The 15491-nt window shown below is 65.0% G+C and carries 15 protein-coding genes; 9 read left to right on the top strand and 6 right to left on the bottom strand.

The features are described from left to right. Nucleotides 1-130 precede the first annotated feature (130 nt). Together H928_RS0101275 and H928_RS0101270 are read right to left on the bottom strand one after the other, a co-directional pair. Nucleotides 131-640: a DUF1993 family protein gene (locus H928_RS0101275; RefSeq protein ID WP_021024861.1), complete on the bottom strand. Its 510-nt coding sequence runs from the start codon at nt 638-640 to the stop codon at nt 131-133. Nucleotides 641-838: 198 nt separating this feature from the next. Continuing rightward, nucleotides 839-2113 carry a beta-ketoacyl-[acyl-carrier-protein] synthase II gene (locus tag H928_RS0101270; protein WP_027010401.1) on the bottom strand — a complete coding sequence of 425 codons (1275 nt, stop codon included), beginning with the start codon at nt 2111-2113 and terminating at the stop codon, nt 839-841. A gap of 106 nt (nt 2114-2219) precedes the next feature. Between H928_RS0101270 and H928_RS0101265 the strand changes: the two genes are divergently transcribed. Then, the gene (locus tag H928_RS0101265; protein WP_021024859.1) at nt 2220-2813 is read left to right on the top strand and encodes a TetR/AcrR family transcriptional regulator; all 594 of its coding nucleotides are present in this window, start codon (nt 2220-2222) and stop codon (nt 2811-2813) included. 215 nt (nt 2814-3028) lie between these two features. Here the strand turns inward: H928_RS0101265 and H928_RS0101260 are convergent, their stop codons facing one another. Beyond that, nucleotides 3029-3271 carry a hypothetical protein gene (locus tag H928_RS0101260; protein WP_043338187.1) on the bottom strand — a complete coding sequence of 81 codons (243 nt, stop codon included), beginning with the start codon at nt 3269-3271 and terminating at the stop codon, nt 3029-3031. 149 nt (nt 3272-3420) lie between these two features. Between H928_RS0101260 and H928_RS0101255 the strand changes: the two genes are divergently transcribed. The 4 genes from H928_RS0101255 (at nt 3421) to H928_RS0101240 (ending at nt 8775) form a co-directional block, all read left to right on the top strand. Continuing rightward, complete coding sequence (locus tag H928_RS0101255; protein WP_021024857.1) at nt 3421-4413, top strand: LysR family transcriptional regulator; 993 nt, start codon at nt 3421-3423, stop codon at nt 4411-4413. A gap of 42 nt (nt 4414-4455) precedes the next feature. Beyond that, entirely contained in the window at nt 4456-5862 is a 1407-nt protein-coding gene (locus H928_RS0101250) for a PLP-dependent aminotransferase family protein (protein ID WP_021024856.1), read from the top strand. Nucleotides 5863-5999: 137 nt separating this feature from the next. Beyond that, complete coding sequence (locus H928_RS0101245; RefSeq protein WP_021024855.1) at nt 6000-6860, top strand: DMT family transporter; 861 nt, start codon at nt 6000-6002, stop codon at nt 6858-6860. Between the two features lie 172 nt (nt 6861-7032). Further along, entirely contained in the window at nt 7033-8775 is a 1743-nt protein-coding gene (locus H928_RS0101240; RefSeq protein ID WP_021024854.1) for a dipeptidase, read from the top strand. 81 nt (nt 8776-8856) lie between these two features. On the opposite strand, the gene H928_RS0101235 is transcribed toward H928_RS0101240, so the two are convergent. The 3 genes from H928_RS0101235 to H928_RS0101225 all read right to left on the bottom strand — a co-directional run bounded on the left by H928_RS0101235 (nt 8857) and on the right by H928_RS0101225 (nt 11020). Beyond that, nucleotides 8857-9495, bottom strand: coding sequence for a 2-dehydro-3-deoxy-6-phosphogalactonate aldolase (locus tag H928_RS0101235; RefSeq protein ID WP_021024853.1), 639 nt, complete (start codon nt 9493-9495; stop codon nt 8857-8859). A gap of 54 nt (nt 9496-9549) precedes the next feature. Then, complete coding sequence (locus tag H928_RS0101230; protein ID WP_052329657.1) at nt 9550-10512, bottom strand: 2-dehydro-3-deoxygalactonokinase; 963 nt, start codon at nt 10510-10512, stop codon at nt 9550-9552. 121 nt (nt 10513-10633) lie between these two features. After that, nucleotides 10634-11020: a RidA family protein gene (locus H928_RS0101225; protein WP_021024851.1), complete on the bottom strand. Its 387-nt coding sequence runs from the start codon at nt 11018-11020 to the stop codon at nt 10634-10636. A gap of 131 nt (nt 11021-11151) precedes the next feature. Between H928_RS0101225 and H928_RS0101220 the strand changes: the two genes are divergently transcribed. The 4 genes from H928_RS0101220 to H928_RS0101205 form a co-directional block, all read left to right on the top strand. Beyond that, nucleotides 11152-12726 carry an ABC transporter substrate-binding protein gene (locus H928_RS0101220; protein WP_021024850.1) on the top strand — a complete coding sequence of 525 codons (1575 nt, stop codon included), beginning with the start codon at nt 11152-11154 and terminating at the stop codon, nt 12724-12726. A gap of 25 nt (nt 12727-12751) precedes the next feature. Continuing rightward, nucleotides 12752-13702: an ABC transporter permease gene (locus tag H928_RS0101215; RefSeq protein WP_021024849.1), complete on the top strand. Its 951-nt coding sequence runs from the start codon at nt 12752-12754 to the stop codon at nt 13700-13702. After that, on the top strand, nt 13702-14595 hold the full coding sequence (locus H928_RS0101210) for an ABC transporter permease (RefSeq protein WP_021024848.1): 894 nt from the start codon (nt 13702-13704) through the stop codon (nt 14593-14595). Before H928_RS0101215 ends, H928_RS0101210 begins: the two co-directional genes overlap by 1 nt. Further along, nucleotides 14595-15491: ABC transporter ATP-binding protein (locus tag H928_RS0101205; protein WP_021024847.1), on the top strand; the 897-nt coding region annotated here is incomplete at its 3' end. The genes H928_RS0101210 and H928_RS0101205, both read left to right, overlap by 1 nt.

Here is a 15491-nt window from a genome sequence, read left to right as displayed (position 1 = left end):
CCATGTCGCCGGCGAGGCATTCGCGCAACGCCGAGGGTTTAGGGCAGCGTCGGCAGCAACAGCGCCTTCACCCAGGGCAACGGAGCACCCACTGCCATCGAGCAACCGTAACCGAGCGGCGCCGCGCAGGTTAATACGCACCCATATAGTCGCGCTTGCCCACCTCCACACCGTTGTGGCGCAGGATGGCATAGGCGGTGGTCACATGGAAGAAAAACTGCGGCAGACCATAGTGCAGAAGGTAGGCGCTGGCGGTCAGCTTCTTTTCCTTGGGCGTGCCGGGGCGCAATACGATGTCGCGGCTTTCGCTGAGATCAAATTGCGCGGCAGGGAAGGATGCGAGATGCGCCAGCGCCTTGGCGATCAAGGCTTGCAGGTCGGCGAAGCTGGTCTCCGTGTCGGGCCAGGAGGGCACTTCAGCACCCGCCAGGCGCGAAGCAATGCCCTTGGAGAAGTCCGAGGCGATCTGCACCTGACGGACGAGCGGAAACATGTCGGGAAACAGCCGCGCCTGCAGCAGCGCATTGGGGTCGATATTGCGTTGCGCCGCGTGGTCTTCGGCCTTCTTGAGCACATCGGACAGGGCACGCAACATCTGCTGCATGACGGGAATGGAGGCGGTGTACAGCGGGCTGGTCATAGGGGGTTCACTTTTTAGAAGGGGCGCGATGGCCGAGGTGGGGCTGGCAGGGATCCTGCTGGCCATGGAAGGCTAACAGCAAAAGAACAAAGCATCATGCGTGGTGCCGTTACAGGCTTGCGGGTCGCGCGTTGCCTGTGTGAAAAATGTGATGGCGAATGCCGAGTTGTCTGACTCTCCTTGGCATGGCTGAAGCGCTTATGAGCGCTCAAACCGCTTCAACACCAACGAAGCATTCACCCCACCAAAGCCAAACCCATTGAGCATGGCATGTTCGATTGCATGCGCCCGCGCATTGCCGCGAACCAGATCCAGCCCTTCGGCCAGGGGGTCGGGGTTGTCCAGATTGATCACGGGCGGCGCGATCTGGTCGCGCAGGGCCAATACGGTAAAGATGGCAGCAGCCCCGCCAGCAGCGCCCAGCATGTGGCCCAGGGCCGACTTGGTGGCGGTGATGGACGGGCCCGTGCCGGCACCAAACACCTGGCGGATGGCGGCGAGTTCGCCGCGATCGCCCACCAGGGTGGAGGTAGCATGGGCATTGAGGTGCTGGATATCGCCGGGCTGCAGCTGCGCCTGGCGCAAGGCGGCGCGCATGGAGCGGGCGGCGCCCGATCCGTCCTCGGGGCCGGAGGTGACATGGTAGGCATCGGCCGAGGTGCCATAACCGATGACTTCGGCCAGCGGCGTAGCACCGCGCGCCAGCGCATGGTCCAATGCTTCCAGCACCAGAAGGCCTGCGCCTTCGGCCATCACAAAGCCTTCGCGCGCCATGTCAAAAGGCCGGGACACCTGGCCTGGATGGTCCTCGCCGCCGGTGGCGACGGCCTTGGCTGCTGCAAAGCTGCCCAGCGCCACACGGTCAATCGTGGCCTCGCTGCCGCCGCACAGCGCCATGTCGGCCTCATTGTTGCGGATCAAGCGTGCTGCATCGCCAATCGCCTGGATGCTGGCGGCGCAGGCCGTGACCGGCGCGCCCAGCGGGCCCTTGAGCTGGTGGCGGATGGAGACCTGGCCGGCGGCCAGATTGGCCAGAAAGGCCGGCACGGTGAAGGGCGAGAGGCGCTGCGGCCCCTTGCCATCGGTGGTGCGTACCGCGTCGGTAATGGTGCTAAAGCCCCCCACGCCGGAGCCGATGATGGTGGCTGCGCGCTCTTGCTGCTCGGCGCTGGCTTGGCCCCACTGCGCATGCGCCAGCGCCTGGTCTGCGGCGCCCAGCGCAAAGGCGATAAAGCGGTCCATGCGGCGCAGCTCCTTGGCGGCAATGAGGGCCTCGGCGCTCCAGCCGGCTTGCGGGTCTTCTTCCAAACTGGGTACGCGGCCAGCGACCGTGACGCCGGTGTCTTCACCGACCTCGGCGGCCAGTGCGCGCACGCCCGATTGGCCCGCCAGCAAGCGCTGCCAGGCCAGCTCCACATTGCAACCCAGGGGTGACACCAGGCCCAGCCCGGTGATGACGACGCGACGATCCATATGGCAGCTTTCGCGGTTGGACGCCATCGCGGAAAAACGGGCGCCCAGCCTTATTGATGATGGTCGTCATCATAAATGAGTTTTGATGATGGGTATCATCTAACGCATGAAAGTCAGCAAAGCACAAGCGGCCGAACACCGCGAAGACATCGTCGATGCCGCTGCACGCCTCTACCGAGAAAAAGGCCTGGAGGGCGTGGGCGTGGCCGAGATCACGCGCGACGCGGGCCTGACGCATGGCGGGCTCTACCGGCACTTCGCGTCCAAGGATGCCCTGGCCAGAGAGGCCTGCCTGCGCGCCTTTGACTGGACCATCACGCCGCTGGAGGGCCTGGACAGTGCTGGTGCCCATGACGACCCCGCTGCCCGGCTGCGTGCCTTGGTGCATGGCTACCTGTCTGCGAACCACCGCGACCACCCCGGCGACGGCTGCCCCGCAGCCGCCTTGGCCACCGATGCAGCCCGCGCCGGGCCGGAAATGTCCGAGGTATTTGCGCTGGGGGTGGAGCGCAATATCCAGCGCTTTATGGCCGTGTTACCCGATGACCGTGCGGACAGGCGCAGCCAGACCATCGTGGCGCTCAGCAGCATGGTCGGCGCCCTGGTGCTGGCCCGCGCCACGGCGGCGGGCAATCCGGGGCTGTCGGAGGAGATCTTGGCTACTTTGCGGGAGCAGTTGGCACCGGCAGACGATGAATGATAGGTTTCAAGATGGCGCTGGAAACCGCCTGCAGCAGTAGGCGAATGACGAGCTCCACGGCATCTTCAACCTAAGACCGCAACGGGCATCAATCCACCCTTTCCATCCTTCAATCGGTCATTGGGTGTCAAGGATGGAAATGGTGGAATGAGGTTTCAACACGCCTGAGGAAAGGGCAGCGTGGTACGTTCCCAGGGAGGCATGGAATGCGCAGCTCACTCCGGCGCCCCAAAGGCCCCTTCGCGCGACAGCCCATAGCCGGCGATAAAGAACTCGTAGCTCTGTCCCGTATTCACATCCGTCGCAGTCTCGATGCCAATCGTCTCCAGCGCGCCCTCCAGGATCTGCGCCTGCTTCAAGGGCTTGGCATCGATCTGCTGGGCGACGATATAGCTCCCATCCGCTGCCCGAAAAACCACATCGCCCTGGGGCGTCACTGCTTCAATCACATTCTGCATCGCTGGCTCCAAATCCATAACGGCCGGGCACGGTGGCCCAGCACCTTATGGGAGACTGTACGCAGGCAGCAGCCCATCCGGTAGTGGGCGCAGGCTTGCAGAACTCGTAATCTGGATTTACGAATGGGTTTGCGTATACATTCGCATTTATGACGAATCTGCGCGCCATCGACATCTTTGTCAAAGCCCTGGAAGGGGGCTCCATCGCCTCGGCTGCACGCCAGCTGGGTATCTCTCCGGCGGCGGCTAGCCAGAACATTGCGCGGCTGGAACGCGAGCTGGGCACACGGCTGATCACGCGCACCACGCGCTCGATGGCGTTGACCGAAGCGGGTGAGCGCTACCTGGCCCGGGTGGCACCGGTGCTCGATGAACTGGCGCGGGCGCAGGCCGATGTGTCGCTGGTACATGGGGTTGTGCAAGGGCGGCTGCGGGTGGCCTGTATGGCTGCCTTTGGCCGACATGTGCTGGCGCCCTTGCTGCCGGCCTTCCAGGCGCGCCACCCGCAGCTGGAGCTGGAATTGCTGGTGACTGACCGCGATGTCGATGTGCTCAAGGAGGATGTGGACGTCAGCATCCGCTACCGCGATGTGCTGGAGCCCGGCATGTCGGTGCGGCCCCTGGCGGCCATGCCGCGCCTTCTCTATGCCTCACCCGCGTATCTGGAAAAACATGGCCGCCCGCAGGTGGCTGACGACCTGCTGCAGCATGCCTGCTTGCTGTACCGCCGCGAGCGGGACGGGCGCTTTATGCGCTGGCCCTTTGTGCGCGATGGCCGCCGGGTCGACCCTGGCCTGCGCATTGCCGCCATTGGCACCGATATCGATGCGCTGGTGGAGCTGGCCGTTGCCGGTGGCGGCATTGTCTGGGCTGGCAGCTTTATCACGCAGCGCCATGTGCAGGAAGGGCGGCTGCTGCCCTTGGTGCTGCAGCCCGCGCGCAAGGGTCGTAAAGCAGCACCGGGCCCGCTGCAGCTGGAAGATGTGACCTTGGACTTTTTTGCCTGCTTCCGCGACCGGCAGTATGTGCCGGCCAAGGTGCGCAGCTTTGTGGACTATTTGCTGGAGGTGCTGCCGGGGCATCCGGCGTTGGTGGGTTTGCCCAATAGGGCAGAGATAGCATCCGCATCCAATAACAATTAAGCTCAACCGTTATTGATTTTTGCCAGAACAGTGGAGCGGACCATGGCGCGCAACGGAACCCTTATCCAACAGGTCATGGCCCATGTGCGTGCCGGCATGGCAGCGCGCAGCTATTTGCCGGGCACGCGGCTGCCATCGGTGCGGCAGCAGGCGGGGTTGCTGGGCATGTCGGTGTCGACGGTGGTGGAGGCCTATGAAAGGCTGGCGGCCGAGGGCCTGGTGGTGGCGCGGCCGGGGGCGGGCTTTTATGTCAACGGGCCGGTGGCACCGCTGGCGCTGCTGAAGCTGGGGCCCAAGCTGGACCGGGTCGTCGATCCGCTCTGGGTGTCGCGCCAGTCGCTGGAGAGCGACCATGCCACGCTGCGCCCGGGCTGTGGCTGGCTGCCGCCGGAGTGGATGTTTGAAGAGGGCGTGCGGCGGGCGCTGCGTGCGCAGGCGCGCGGGCCGCTGGCGGAGCTGACCGAATATGCCACGCCGCTAGGCAGCCCGGGGCTGCGCCAGCTGCTGGCCAGGCGCATGGCGGCTACGGGCATTGAGGTATCGCCCGAGCAGCTGATGCTGACCGAGTCGGGCACCCAGGCCATCGACCTGGTGTGCCGCTTCTTGCTCAAGCCCGGCGACACGGTGCTGGTCGATGACCCCTGCTACTTCAACTTCCATGCGCTGCTCAAGGCGCACCAGGTACAGGCAGTGGGCGTGCCCTACACGCCGCAGGGCCCCGATGTGCAGCAGTTTGAGAAGGCCCTCCAAGCGCACCAGCCCCGGCTCTACATCACCAATGCCGGCATCCACAACCCCACGGGCGCCGCGCTGTCGCCGCTGGTGGCGCACCGGCTGCTCAAGCTGGTGGAGGGCTCGGACCTGGTGATTGTGGAAGACGATATCTTTGCCGACTTTGAAAACCAGCATGCGCCCCGGCTGGCCGCATTTGACGGGCTGGCGCGCGTGATCCAGATCGGCAGCTTCTCCAAGACCGTCTCTGCCTCCGTGCGCTGCGGCTACCTGGCGGCCCGCCCCGACTGGATCGAGGGCCTGGTGGACCTGAAGCTGGCCACCACCTTTGGTGCCGGGCGGCTGGCGCAGGACATCATCCTGAAAACCCTGACCGACAGCGGCTACCGCAAGCATATGGATCTGGTGCGCCAGCGCCTGGCCAAGAACATGGACAAAGTGGCCCAGCGGCTGCGCAAGCTGCGGGTAGAGCCCGCCTTGGTGCCGCAGGCCGGCATGTTTTTGTGGTGCCGTCTGCCGCAAGGCGCCGATGCGGCAGCGGTGGCGCGGGCTTGTCTGCAAGAAGGGGTGGTGCTGGCGCCTGGCAACTCGTTCAGCCAGTCGCAGTCGGCGGGCGACTATGTGCGCTTCAACGTGTCGCAGTGCGCCGACGAGCGGGTGTTTGCGGTGCTGGACCGGGCCTTGAGACAAGCTACAGCCGAGGCGCAAGGCCGCTAACTGCAGGATCTGCGGCCCGCTTGGCTGCCAACTGTATGGCCTTTTATTGATGACAGTTTCTTTGAACTGTACTGCACTGTGTCTGGTGCAGAGGGCAGGCGGCATGCTGTACTGCGGGCTCGATCAAGGAGTCTGGCATGGAGAAAAGTACGGGCGGGTGGCTCAATGGCCTGGTGGGGGTGGCGATTTTTGCCGGTTCGCTGCCGGCCACGCGGGTGGCGGTGGCAGATTTGAACCCTAGTTTTCTGACCTGTGCCCGCGCCGTGGTGGCGGCGCTGTTGGGGGGTGTCTTTTTGCTGGCCCAGCGTGCGCGCCGGCCTGCCGCGGGCGATGTGCCGTCGCTCGCGATTGCGGCCTTGGGCGTGGTGGTGGGTTTTCCGCTGCTGACGGCCTTGGCGCTGCAGCGCATGACTTCGGCCTATTCCATCGTCTTTATCGGCTTGCTGCCGCTGTCCACCGCCATTTTTGCGGTATTGCGCGGCAGTGAGCGGCCCCAGGGGCCGTTCTGGGTGTTCTCGCTGATGGGGGCCGCCGCCGTGGCGGGCTATGCGGCCCTGGGCGGCGGGCAGGGATCGCTGAGCGGCGATCTGCTGATGCTGGCCGCCGTGCTGGTCTGCGGCATGGGTTACGCCGAGGGCGCGCGCCTGTCGCGCAAGCTGGGCGGCTGGCAGGTCATCAGCTGGGCGTTGGTTTTGGCGCTGCCACTGATGCTGCCCTTGGCGCTGTGGCTGGCCCCTGCCAGCTTGGCCCATGTCAGCAGCGCCACCTGGCTCAGCTTTGTCTATGTGGCTGTCTTCAGTCAGCTGATCGGCTTTGTGTTTTGGTACCGGGGGCTGGCACAAGGCGGGATTGCGGCGGTCGGCCAGTTGCAGCTGCTGCAGCCCTTTATGGGTTTGGCTTTGGCTGCTGTGCTGCTGCATGAGCAGGTCAGCTGGTCCATGCTGGTCGTGACCCTGGTGGCGGTGGTCTGCGTAGCGGGGGCCAAGAAATACGCCTGATCCAGCCGCCGCACAGCGTTTGACAGCAGCTGGGCCCACACGCTGTCTCCATCCGATACCAAGCGGGCAGGTTCGGCAAGTTCTGTGTGGCGCTGGCGAAGTTATCTGGCGCTGGGCGGTGCGGAAAACGGCTATTCTTTTGTCTTTCCAAAATAAGAGACCGAGGTTTGCCATGAAGACCGTATTCCGCCACACCGCCATCGCCCTGGGTATTGCTTTGGCCGCTGCAAGCGCCCAGGCCCAGCTGCTGCAAAAGCCGGCGCTCGATGCCATTGCCGCTGAGGCGGTAAAGACGCCTGCGACCTTTGCGCAGTTTCTGCAGAATGCCGCCAAGCAGGATGCGCGCCTGGCGCCTGCCGTGCAGCGCTACACGCAAGGCCAGCAACTGCAAGGCGATGACCTGGCCAATGTGGCCCGGCTGCTCGGCCTCTACACCCGCCTGACGCAAGAGCACCAGGTGCTCAGCAGCATCACCCAGATGGTGGCGCTGCCAACGGTGCGCGACCCCAAGGTGCCGCCGCATGAGAGCCCGGCCATCATCGACTTTGGCCGCATGGTGGAAAAGATGGCCCAGGACTTTGGCCTGCAGTACCGCAATGTGGACAACCGCATCTTTGAAGTGACCTTGCCGGGCACGAGCGCAGAAGAGTTCGGCATTCTGACCCATGCGGATGTGGTGCCGGTGGTGCCCGCCGAATGGGTGGTGGATGGTCAGCAGCTCGACCCCTTCAAGGTCACCCGTGTGGGCGACAAGCTCTACGGGCGCGGCACCATCGACGACAAGGGCTCGATCGCCACGGTGCTGTATGCGATGAAGGCCGTCAAGCAATCCAAGCTGCCATTGCAGCGCGGCATTCGCCTGATGATCGAGACCACCGAAGAGACCGGTGGCGACGCGATGAAGTACTACCGCGACAAGACCAAGCTGCCCGACTACAACATCGTGCTCGACAGCAAGTACCCGGCGGTGGTCGCAGAAAAAGGCACGGGCGCCATCAAGGCCAGCTTTGCCGATATGAAGACCGACCCGCAGCAACCGGCCATTACCGCGATGGCCGGCGCCGCATCGGCCAATGCGATTGCCCAGACGGCTACCGCGACGATCGAGGCCGGCAATGCCGCCGCGCTGGCCGCCGTGGCCCAGCAACTGCAAGCCGCCAAAGACAGCTTTGTGGCCAGCAACCAGCAGTTTGGCAAGTTCAGTGTGGACCTGGTGAGCAGCGCCAACAAGATCGACATCAAGGTGACCGGCACCTCCGCCCACGGCTCGCGCCCTGAAGAAGGCGTGAACCCCGTGCCGCGCCTGGCCTTGCTGCTGCAATCGGCGCTGATGCCCGCCCAGGGCCAGCCCCTGGTGCAGCAGAACCAGTACAGCGAAGCCGTGCGCTACATCAATGGCGTGTTTGGCATGGACTACTTTGGCAAGGGCCTGAATGTTGCCTACGCTGATGACTTCATGGGCCCGCTGACCATCTCGCCCAACCTGATCAAGCCCGGCAATGGCCAGCTGGAAGTGACCGCCAATGCGCGCATGCCGCGCGGCAAATCGCCCGAGCAGCTCAAGGCCGAGGTGGAAAAGGGCATTGCCAACTGGAGCGCTGCGACCAAGGTGCCCGTCAAGATCGACTACAGCCAAGGCAACTGGATGGCCCGCGACCCCAAGGGCGCCTGGCTCTCGACCCTGCTGAACATCTTTGGCGACACCACCGGCCTCGATGCCAAGCCCGTGCCGACTGCCGGCAGCACCACCGCCAAGCTGATGCCCAATGCCATCAACTTTGGCCCCGCGATGCCGGGCAAGAAGTACACCGCGCACAACGCGCTGGAGTACAAGGAAGTGCCGGATCTGCAAGCCGATATGCAGATGTTTACCGAGATGCTGGTGCGCATTGGCAATCTGCAGCAGATGCAATAAACACCAGGCTTTGGCCCCAAGCAAAAGGCCTGCTCCCAAGACGGGGAGCAGGCCTTTTTTTACGGCGTAGCGCTGATCTGGTCAGCCCGCTTTTGCCACCTGAAAGTTCTCCGCAAATGCCAGTGCATCCACACGCACCTGCGCTGCCGTCTTGCCGGGCTTGAATAGTGCAGAGCCAATGCCAAAGCCTGCCGCGCCCGCTTGCAGCCAGGGGGCCATGTTGTCGGGGGCGATGCCGCCCACGGGGTAGATGTTGCTGCCCTTGGGCAGCACGGCCAGCAGGGCCTTGACGACGGCGGGCGAGGCCAGCTCGGCGGGGAAGATCTTGAGGCCATGGGCGCCATGCTCGAGCGCCATGAATGCCTCGGTGGGGGTGAAGACGCCGGGCAGGCTGATGAGGCCCAGCTTGACGGCCTCGTCGATCACGGCCGGGTTGCAGTTGGGCGAGATGATCAGCTGGCCGTCGGCGGCATGCACATCGCGCACCTGCTGGGGCGTCAGCACCGTGCCAGCGCCCACCAGCACATGCGGGTAGGCCTCGCGCATCGCGGCAATGCTCTCCAGCGGCTCGGGCGAGTTCAGCGGTACTTCCCACAGGCCAAAACCGGCCGATTGCAAGGCGGCACCCACGGGCACGGCCTCGCTGGGGGTGAGGCCGCGCAGGATGGCGATCAGCGGCAGCTTGGCCTGCAGGGCCTGGAATTGTTGGAGCAGGTTCATGGCGGTGTTCTGGATGGAGGGCGGTACGAAGAGGGCAGGGGTTGGGTGGCGTGTTCAGTCTTGGGTCAGGTGCTCGTAAATGGCCTGGTGGCCGGCCCAGGTGGCTTCGTCACCAAAGGCAATGGGCTCACAGCCTCCATGGCGCAGTGCCAGGCTGTAGCGCTGCACCAGGGTGCTGGAGCCGATGACGGCAACGCGGCTGCCCGCTGCCGTCGGCATGGTGCGCAGCTCCTGGCCAATCAGCAGGCCTGAGAGGTAGCTGGCCGACTGGGCCGGGTCCAGCGCGCCAAACAGCGACAGCGCACGCGTGCCAAACAGCAGGTGGCTCAGGCTGTCGGGGCTCTGCGCCCGCTCCAGCCCTTGTATGAAGGCGGCCTCGTCCAGCGCAGCGCTGCTGTCCAAGGTCTTGCCGAGGATCGAGTGCTGGGCCAGCAGTGCAAACAGCTCGCCGGTCATGAAGGTCTTGAAGCCGGTGATGGTGCTGTTTTGCGCCTGCACCCATTTGCTGTGCGTGCCCGGCAGCAGCAGCAGGCCGTCGCGGCTGCCCATCAGCCGCAGCGCGCCAATCACCTGGATTTCTTCGCCGCGCATCACATCGGGCACGCCATGCACGGCATCGACCTGGCTCTGCGCCAGGCTGCTCATGCCCGGCACGATGGCCGTGGGCACGCCCTGGGGAAGATCGAGCCAGAGCAGCTGCTGGCAGAGCGCAGAAAAATCGGCTGGGCAGGGGCAGTAAGGCGCTTCCTGCCAGCCCTGGCGGCTGCCCACCATGCCCGACAGCAGACACAGCTGGGGCCCTTCGGCCAGCCAGTCGCCAAAGTGCTGTGCAAACGCATCGGCAAAGCCGCCGGGCGCCACTTGCAGGATGCCTTGGGGCAGGGCGCGCCGCTCGCTGATCTGGCCCTGTGCATCGATGCGCACGCCCCGCAGTGAGGTGGTGCCCCAGTCGATGGCGAGCATGCGGGGGCGCGGGTCTGACGGCGTGCGGGCGGAAAAGGTCGGAGGCTTGGGCATGGCGGTGAGAGAAGGCGAAAAAAAGCGCAGACCAAGTCTGCGCGGGCCATTGTAGAAGCGCCTGCAGCGGGCAGCTGTCGCGCCTGCTGCGCGCGCCCGTTGCGCCTGTGCGCTAGTGGTTTTACAGCGGCTTGTAGGCCGTCACGTCGATCTCGACCTTGGCGTCGATCATCAGGCGCGATTCCACGGTCGAGCGGGCCGGGCGGTGGTCACCAAAGCACTCCATGTAGACGCGGTTGAAGCTGCCGAAATCACGCGGGTCATCGAGCCAGACATTGACCTTGGCAACATCGGCCAGGGTGCAGCCGCCCAGCGCCAAGGCCTCTTCCAGGCGCTTGAACACGGCGCGCGTCTGCGCCTCGATGCCGCCGGGCACAACCTGGCCCTGGTCATCGGTGGGCACGGTGCCGGAGACAAAAACAAAGTCGCCAGCGCGCACTGCGGGCGAGAGCGGACGGGCCAGACGGTCCGATGCGAGAGGGGGTTGGCCTAGGGTAATTACTGTCATGGGGGTGGGCTCCTATATGTAAAGATATTACATCAACAACCCATAAATCTGTCAATAAGACGATTTGAAGGCAGTTTTTAGCGGTTGTGGTGTAAAAAAATTTCTTCACCCCTTCGATGAAAGCCTGCCCCATGAACGCCCTTGCCTTGCGTGTCCGCACCTCCCGTCGCCAACTGCTTGCCGCAGCCCTGTTGGCTGCCGGTTGCGTAGGCCTGCCAGCGGGCAGCGCCTGGGCCCAGGCGGCCCACAAGGGCGGGGCGGCCAACCTGGCCATGATTGGCGAACCCCAGAGCCTGGACCCGATGGTCAGCTCCACCGACCTGGTGGGCACCATCATGCAACACGTCTACGAGCCGCTTTTCACCTTTGATGCGCAGTGGCGCATCCAGCCGATGCTGGCCCAGGCCATGCCGGTCATCTCCGCCGATGGCCTGACCTACACCATCAGCCTGCGCAAGGGCGTCAAGTTCCACAACGGCAAGGAGATGGTGGCCGATGACGTGGTCGCCTCGCTGCAGCGCTGGATGGACGTGTCGGCGCGCGGCAAGGCCGTGGGCCAGGAGATTGCCAGCATGAGCGCCAAGAACCCGCAGACGGTGGAGATCAAGCTCAAGGCGGTGTATGCACCGCTGCTGGCCCACCTGGCGATGCCCAGCGGCATGGCCGGCATCATGCCCAAGGAGGTGGTGGCACCGGTGCTCAAGGATTTCATCGGCACCGGCCCCTACCAACTCAAGGAGCGCAAGCCTGACCAGTTCACCGTGCTGGCGCGTTTTGACCAGTACGCCGCGCGCAGCGAGCCCGCCAGTGGCTATGCCGGCAAGCGCGAGGCCCTGCTCGATGAGCTGCGCTTTGTGCCGGTGCCCAATGCGACGACGCGGGTTGAGGGCGTGCTCTCGGGCCAGTTCCAGTACGCCGATCTGCTGCAGGTCGAATCGGTTGGCCGCCTGGAAAAGGCCGCGCCCAATGTGGTGCCGATCGTCACGCAGAACTTTGGCTTCCCTTACATCGTCTTCAACACCAAGGAAGGCGTGCTGGCCAAGAAGGAACTGCGCCAGGCGGTGCAGACCGCGATGGGCCCGGCCGAGATGCTGCAGGCCGGCTTTGGCGACAAGCGCTTCTTTGCGGCCGAGCCCAACTTCTTTGCCAAGGGCACGCCGTACTACTCGGATGCCGGTGCCAAGCTCTACAACCAGAAGAACCCGCAGCTGGCCAAGGACCAGGCGGCCAAGGCCGGCTACAAGTCCGAGCCCATCCGCATCATGGCCAGCCGCCAGTATGAGTTCCACTACAACATGGCGCTGGTGATGGCCGAGCACTTGAAGCGCGCCGGCTTCAAGACCGAGCTGCAGGTGGTGGACTGGGCCACCCTGGTGCAGCGCCGCAACGATGCCAAGCTCTGGGATGTCTATATGACCCACTCGGGCCTGTTCCCTGAGCCGATGCTGTCGCCTCCGCAGATGGGCAGCGGCGCGCCGGGCTGGTGGGAGACCGAGACCAAGAAGGCCGCGCTTGCCGCCTTCAATGGCGAGCCCGATGTGGCCAAGCGCGGCCCGCTCTGGGGCCAGGTGCAGGCGCTCGTCTATGACGAGGTGCCTTTTGTCGAAGTGGGCAAGTTCAATGCGCTGTCGGCGCGCTCGTCCAAGCTGCAGGGCTACCAGCCCATGCCCTGGCCCTTCTTCTGGAACACCTCGCTGAGCCAGTAAGCCCCAGCGTTTCTCGAGTTCAGCCATGCTGCATTTTTTAGTCAAGCGCCTGGGCGGCGCGGTGGTGGTGCTCGCCCTGGTGGCCGTGCTGGTGTTCCTGCTCACGCGCCTGGCCTCGGGCGATCCGGTGGCGCTGCTGCTGGGTGACCAGGCCACCGCCGCCGATATTGCTGCCGCGCGCGTGCAGTACGGGCTGGACAAGCCCCTGACCACCCAGTTTGTGCTCTGGATTGGCCAGGTGCTGCAAGGCAACCTGGGCCAGTCGCTGTTCTTGCAGATGCCGGTCACCCATGCGCTGCTGGAGCGCGCCGAGCCCACGATGTTTCTGGCGCTGTTCGCCGTGTCGATTGCCGCCCTGATCGGTGTGCCCTGCGGCATGGCTGCGGCCGTGTGGCGCGGCAGCTGGATCGACCAGGTGCTCAGCACCATTGCGATGCTGGGCGCCAGCATTCCCAGCTTCTGGTTTGGCCTGATCCTGATCCAGGTCTTTGCCGTGCACCTGGGCTGGTTTCCGGCTTCGGGCTATGGCGATCCGGATGCGAGCTTTGGCGACCGCCTGCAGCATCTGCTGCTGCCCGCCCTGGTGCTGGGCGTGCTCAACTCGGCGCTGATCATCCGCTTCACGCGCGCCTCGGTGCTCGACATTCTGGGTGAGGACTATGTGCGCACGGCCCGGGCCAAGGGCCTGGGCGAGTCGGTGGTGCTCGTCAAGCATGTGCTGCGCAATGCGCTGGTGCCCGTGGTCACGGTGCTGGGCCTGACCCTGGCCTTGATGATTGGCGGCACCGTCGTGACCGAGACCGTGTTCAACCTGCCCGGCGTGGGCAACCTGGTGGTGCGGGCCGTGCTGCGGCGCGATTACCCGGTCATCCAGGGTACCTTGCTGGTCATTGCCGCCATCTACGTTTTCATCAACCTCGCGATCGACCTGCTCTACACGGTGGTCGATCCCCGCATTCGTCTGGAGGGCCAATGATGAACGCCGCCCCAACCGCATTGCCGCTGCCCGCACGCGGCGGCTGGGCCCAGTCCCCCTGGTTCAAAACCCTGCGCCGGCTGTTTGCGCGCAAGGTGGTGCTGGCGAGCGCCGTGGTGCTGCTGCTGATTGCAGCCACCGCCTTGCTCTACCCGCTGCTGACCGACTCCGACCCCAATGGCATGAACATCAGCATGCGCCTGCATGCGCCTTCCTGGGCGCACTGGGCCGGCAATGATGAGCTGGGGCGCGATGTGATGGCGCGCATCATCTATGGCGCGCGCTACTCGCTGATGATCGGCTTTTTCACCGCGCTGGGCGCCGTGGTGCTGGGCACCTTGCTGGGCATGCTGGCCGGTTACTTTCGCCGGCTCGATGCGCCGCTGATGCGCCTGGTCGACGCGATGATGGCCTTCCCCGACATCCTGCTGGGCATTGCGCTGGTGTCGATCTTGGGGGCCTCACTGTGGAATGTGATTCTGGCGCTGACCATCGTCTACACGCCGCGCGTGGCCCGCGTGGTGCGCGCCTCGACCCTGGTGCTGCGCGAGCTGCTGTTTGTCGATGCCGCCAAGGCGCTGGGCGTGCGCACGCCTTTGATTCTGTGGCGCCACATCCTGCCCAATCTGCTGTCGCCGGTGCTGGTGCAGGTCACCTTTATCTTTGCCTATGCGATCCTGGCCGAGGCGGGTCTGTCGTTTCTGGGCGTGGGCGTGCCGCCCGATATCCCCACCTGGGGCACGATGATTGCCGGCAGCCTGGAGTATGCCGACAAGGCCTTCTGGACCATTCTGACCCCGGGCGTGGCCATTGTGCTGACGGCGCTGTCGCTGCAACTGCTGGGCGACGGTGTGCGCGATCTGCTCGACCCCAAGCTGAAGAACAAATCATGATGAACACCGCCACCCCTGCAGCGGCTGCCGACATGGCCGCGCCTCGCCTGGATGTGCGCTCGCTGTCGACCTCGTTCGCCACCGAAGGCGGGCGTATCCAGAGCGTCTCCGATGTGAGCTTTCAGATCCTGCCGGGCCAGACCCTGGCCCTGGTGGGCGAGTCGGGTTCGGGCAAGTCGGTCACCAGCCTGTCGCTGATGGGCCTGCATGCCAAGACCTCTCAGGCCCAGGTGCAGGGCCAGGCCCGGTTTGTGCAGCGCGATGGCCGCACCGTCGATCTGCTCTCGCTCGATGTCAAATCGCTGCGTGCGCTGCGCGGTAATGAGCTGGCGATGGTGTTCCAGGAGCCGATGACCAGCCTGAACCCGGTGCTGACCGTGGGCGAGCAGATTGCCGAATCGGTGCGCCTGCACAAGGGCCTGGGCAAGGCCGCAGCCCTGGCCCATGCCCAGCGCATGCTGGAACTCGTCGAGATACCGGCTGCCGCCCAGCGCGTGCATGAGTACCCGCACCAGCTGTCTGGCGGCATGCGCCAGCGGGTGATGATTGCGCTGGCCATGGCCTGCGACCCGAGCCTGCTGATAGCCGACGAGCCCACCACCGCACTGGATGTGACCATCCAGGCGCAGATCCTGGCCTTGATGGGCCGGCTGCAAAAGGAGACGGGCATGAGCATTCTGTTTGTGACCCACAACCTGGGCGTGGTGGCGCAGTATGCCGATGCGATTGCGGTGATGTATGCCGGCCGCATTGTGGAGACCGCCAGCGTGCATGCGCTGTTTGCCGCGCCCCAGCACCCCTACACCCAGGGCCTGCTGGGTTGCCTGCCCGGCATGGCGCGCCAGCGCGAGCTGGCCGAGGCCGCCGCGCTGCGCGCCGGTGGCAAACCTGCCTTT

The sequence above is a fragment of the Comamonas sp. B-9 genome (assembly GCF_000410635.1).
In the GTDB taxonomy this organism is placed as follows: domain Bacteria; phylum Pseudomonadota; class Gammaproteobacteria; order Burkholderiales; family Burkholderiaceae_C; genus Comamonas.
The sequence above is the reverse complement of the archived record's forward strand: the minus strand, read 5'-3'. Positions and strand labels throughout refer to the sequence as shown.

Bases quoted from the DNA above. Each gene is read 5' to 3' on its own strand.
- H928_RS0101275 (WP_021024861.1), bottom strand. From the start codon at position 640: ATGACCAGCCCGCTGTACACCGCCTCCATTCCCGTCATGCAGCAGATG.
- H928_RS0101270 (WP_027010401.1), bottom strand. From the start codon at position 2,113: ATGGATCGTCGCGTCGTCATCACCGGGCTGGGCCTGGTGTCACCCCTG.
- H928_RS0101265 (WP_021024859.1), top strand. From the start codon at position 2,220: ATGAAAGTCAGCAAAGCACAAGCGGCCGAACACCGCGAAGACATCGTC.
- H928_RS0101260 (WP_043338187.1), bottom strand. From the start codon at position 3,271: ATGCAGAATGTGATTGAAGCAGTGACGCCCCAGGGCGATGTGGTTTTT.
- H928_RS0101255 (WP_021024857.1), top strand. From the start codon at position 3,421: ATGACGAATCTGCGCGCCATCGACATCTTTGTCAAAGCCCTGGAAGGG.
- H928_RS0101250 (WP_021024856.1), top strand. From the start codon at position 4,456: ATGGCGCGCAACGGAACCCTTATCCAACAGGTCATGGCCCATGTGCGT.
- H928_RS0101245 (WP_021024855.1), top strand. From the start codon at position 6,000: ATGGAGAAAAGTACGGGCGGGTGGCTCAATGGCCTGGTGGGGGTGGCG.
- H928_RS0101240 (WP_021024854.1), top strand. From the start codon at position 7,033: ATGAAGACCGTATTCCGCCACACCGCCATCGCCCTGGGTATTGCTTTG.
- H928_RS0101235 (WP_021024853.1), bottom strand. From the start codon at position 9,495: ATGAACCTGCTCCAACAATTCCAGGCCCTGCAGGCCAAGCTGCCGCTG.
- H928_RS0101230 (WP_052329657.1), bottom strand. From the start codon at position 10,512: ATGCCCAAGCCTCCGACCTTTTCCGCCCGCACGCCGTCAGACCCGCGC.
- H928_RS0101225 (WP_021024851.1), bottom strand. From the start codon at position 11,020: ATGACAGTAATTACCCTAGGCCAACCCCCTCTCGCATCGGACCGTCTG.
- H928_RS0101220 (WP_021024850.1), top strand. From the start codon at position 11,152: ATGAACGCCCTTGCCTTGCGTGTCCGCACCTCCCGTCGCCAACTGCTT.
- H928_RS0101215 (WP_021024849.1), top strand. From the start codon at position 12,752: ATGCTGCATTTTTTAGTCAAGCGCCTGGGCGGCGCGGTGGTGGTGCTC.
- H928_RS0101210 (WP_021024848.1), top strand. From the start codon at position 13,702: ATGAACGCCGCCCCAACCGCATTGCCGCTGCCCGCACGCGGCGGCTGG.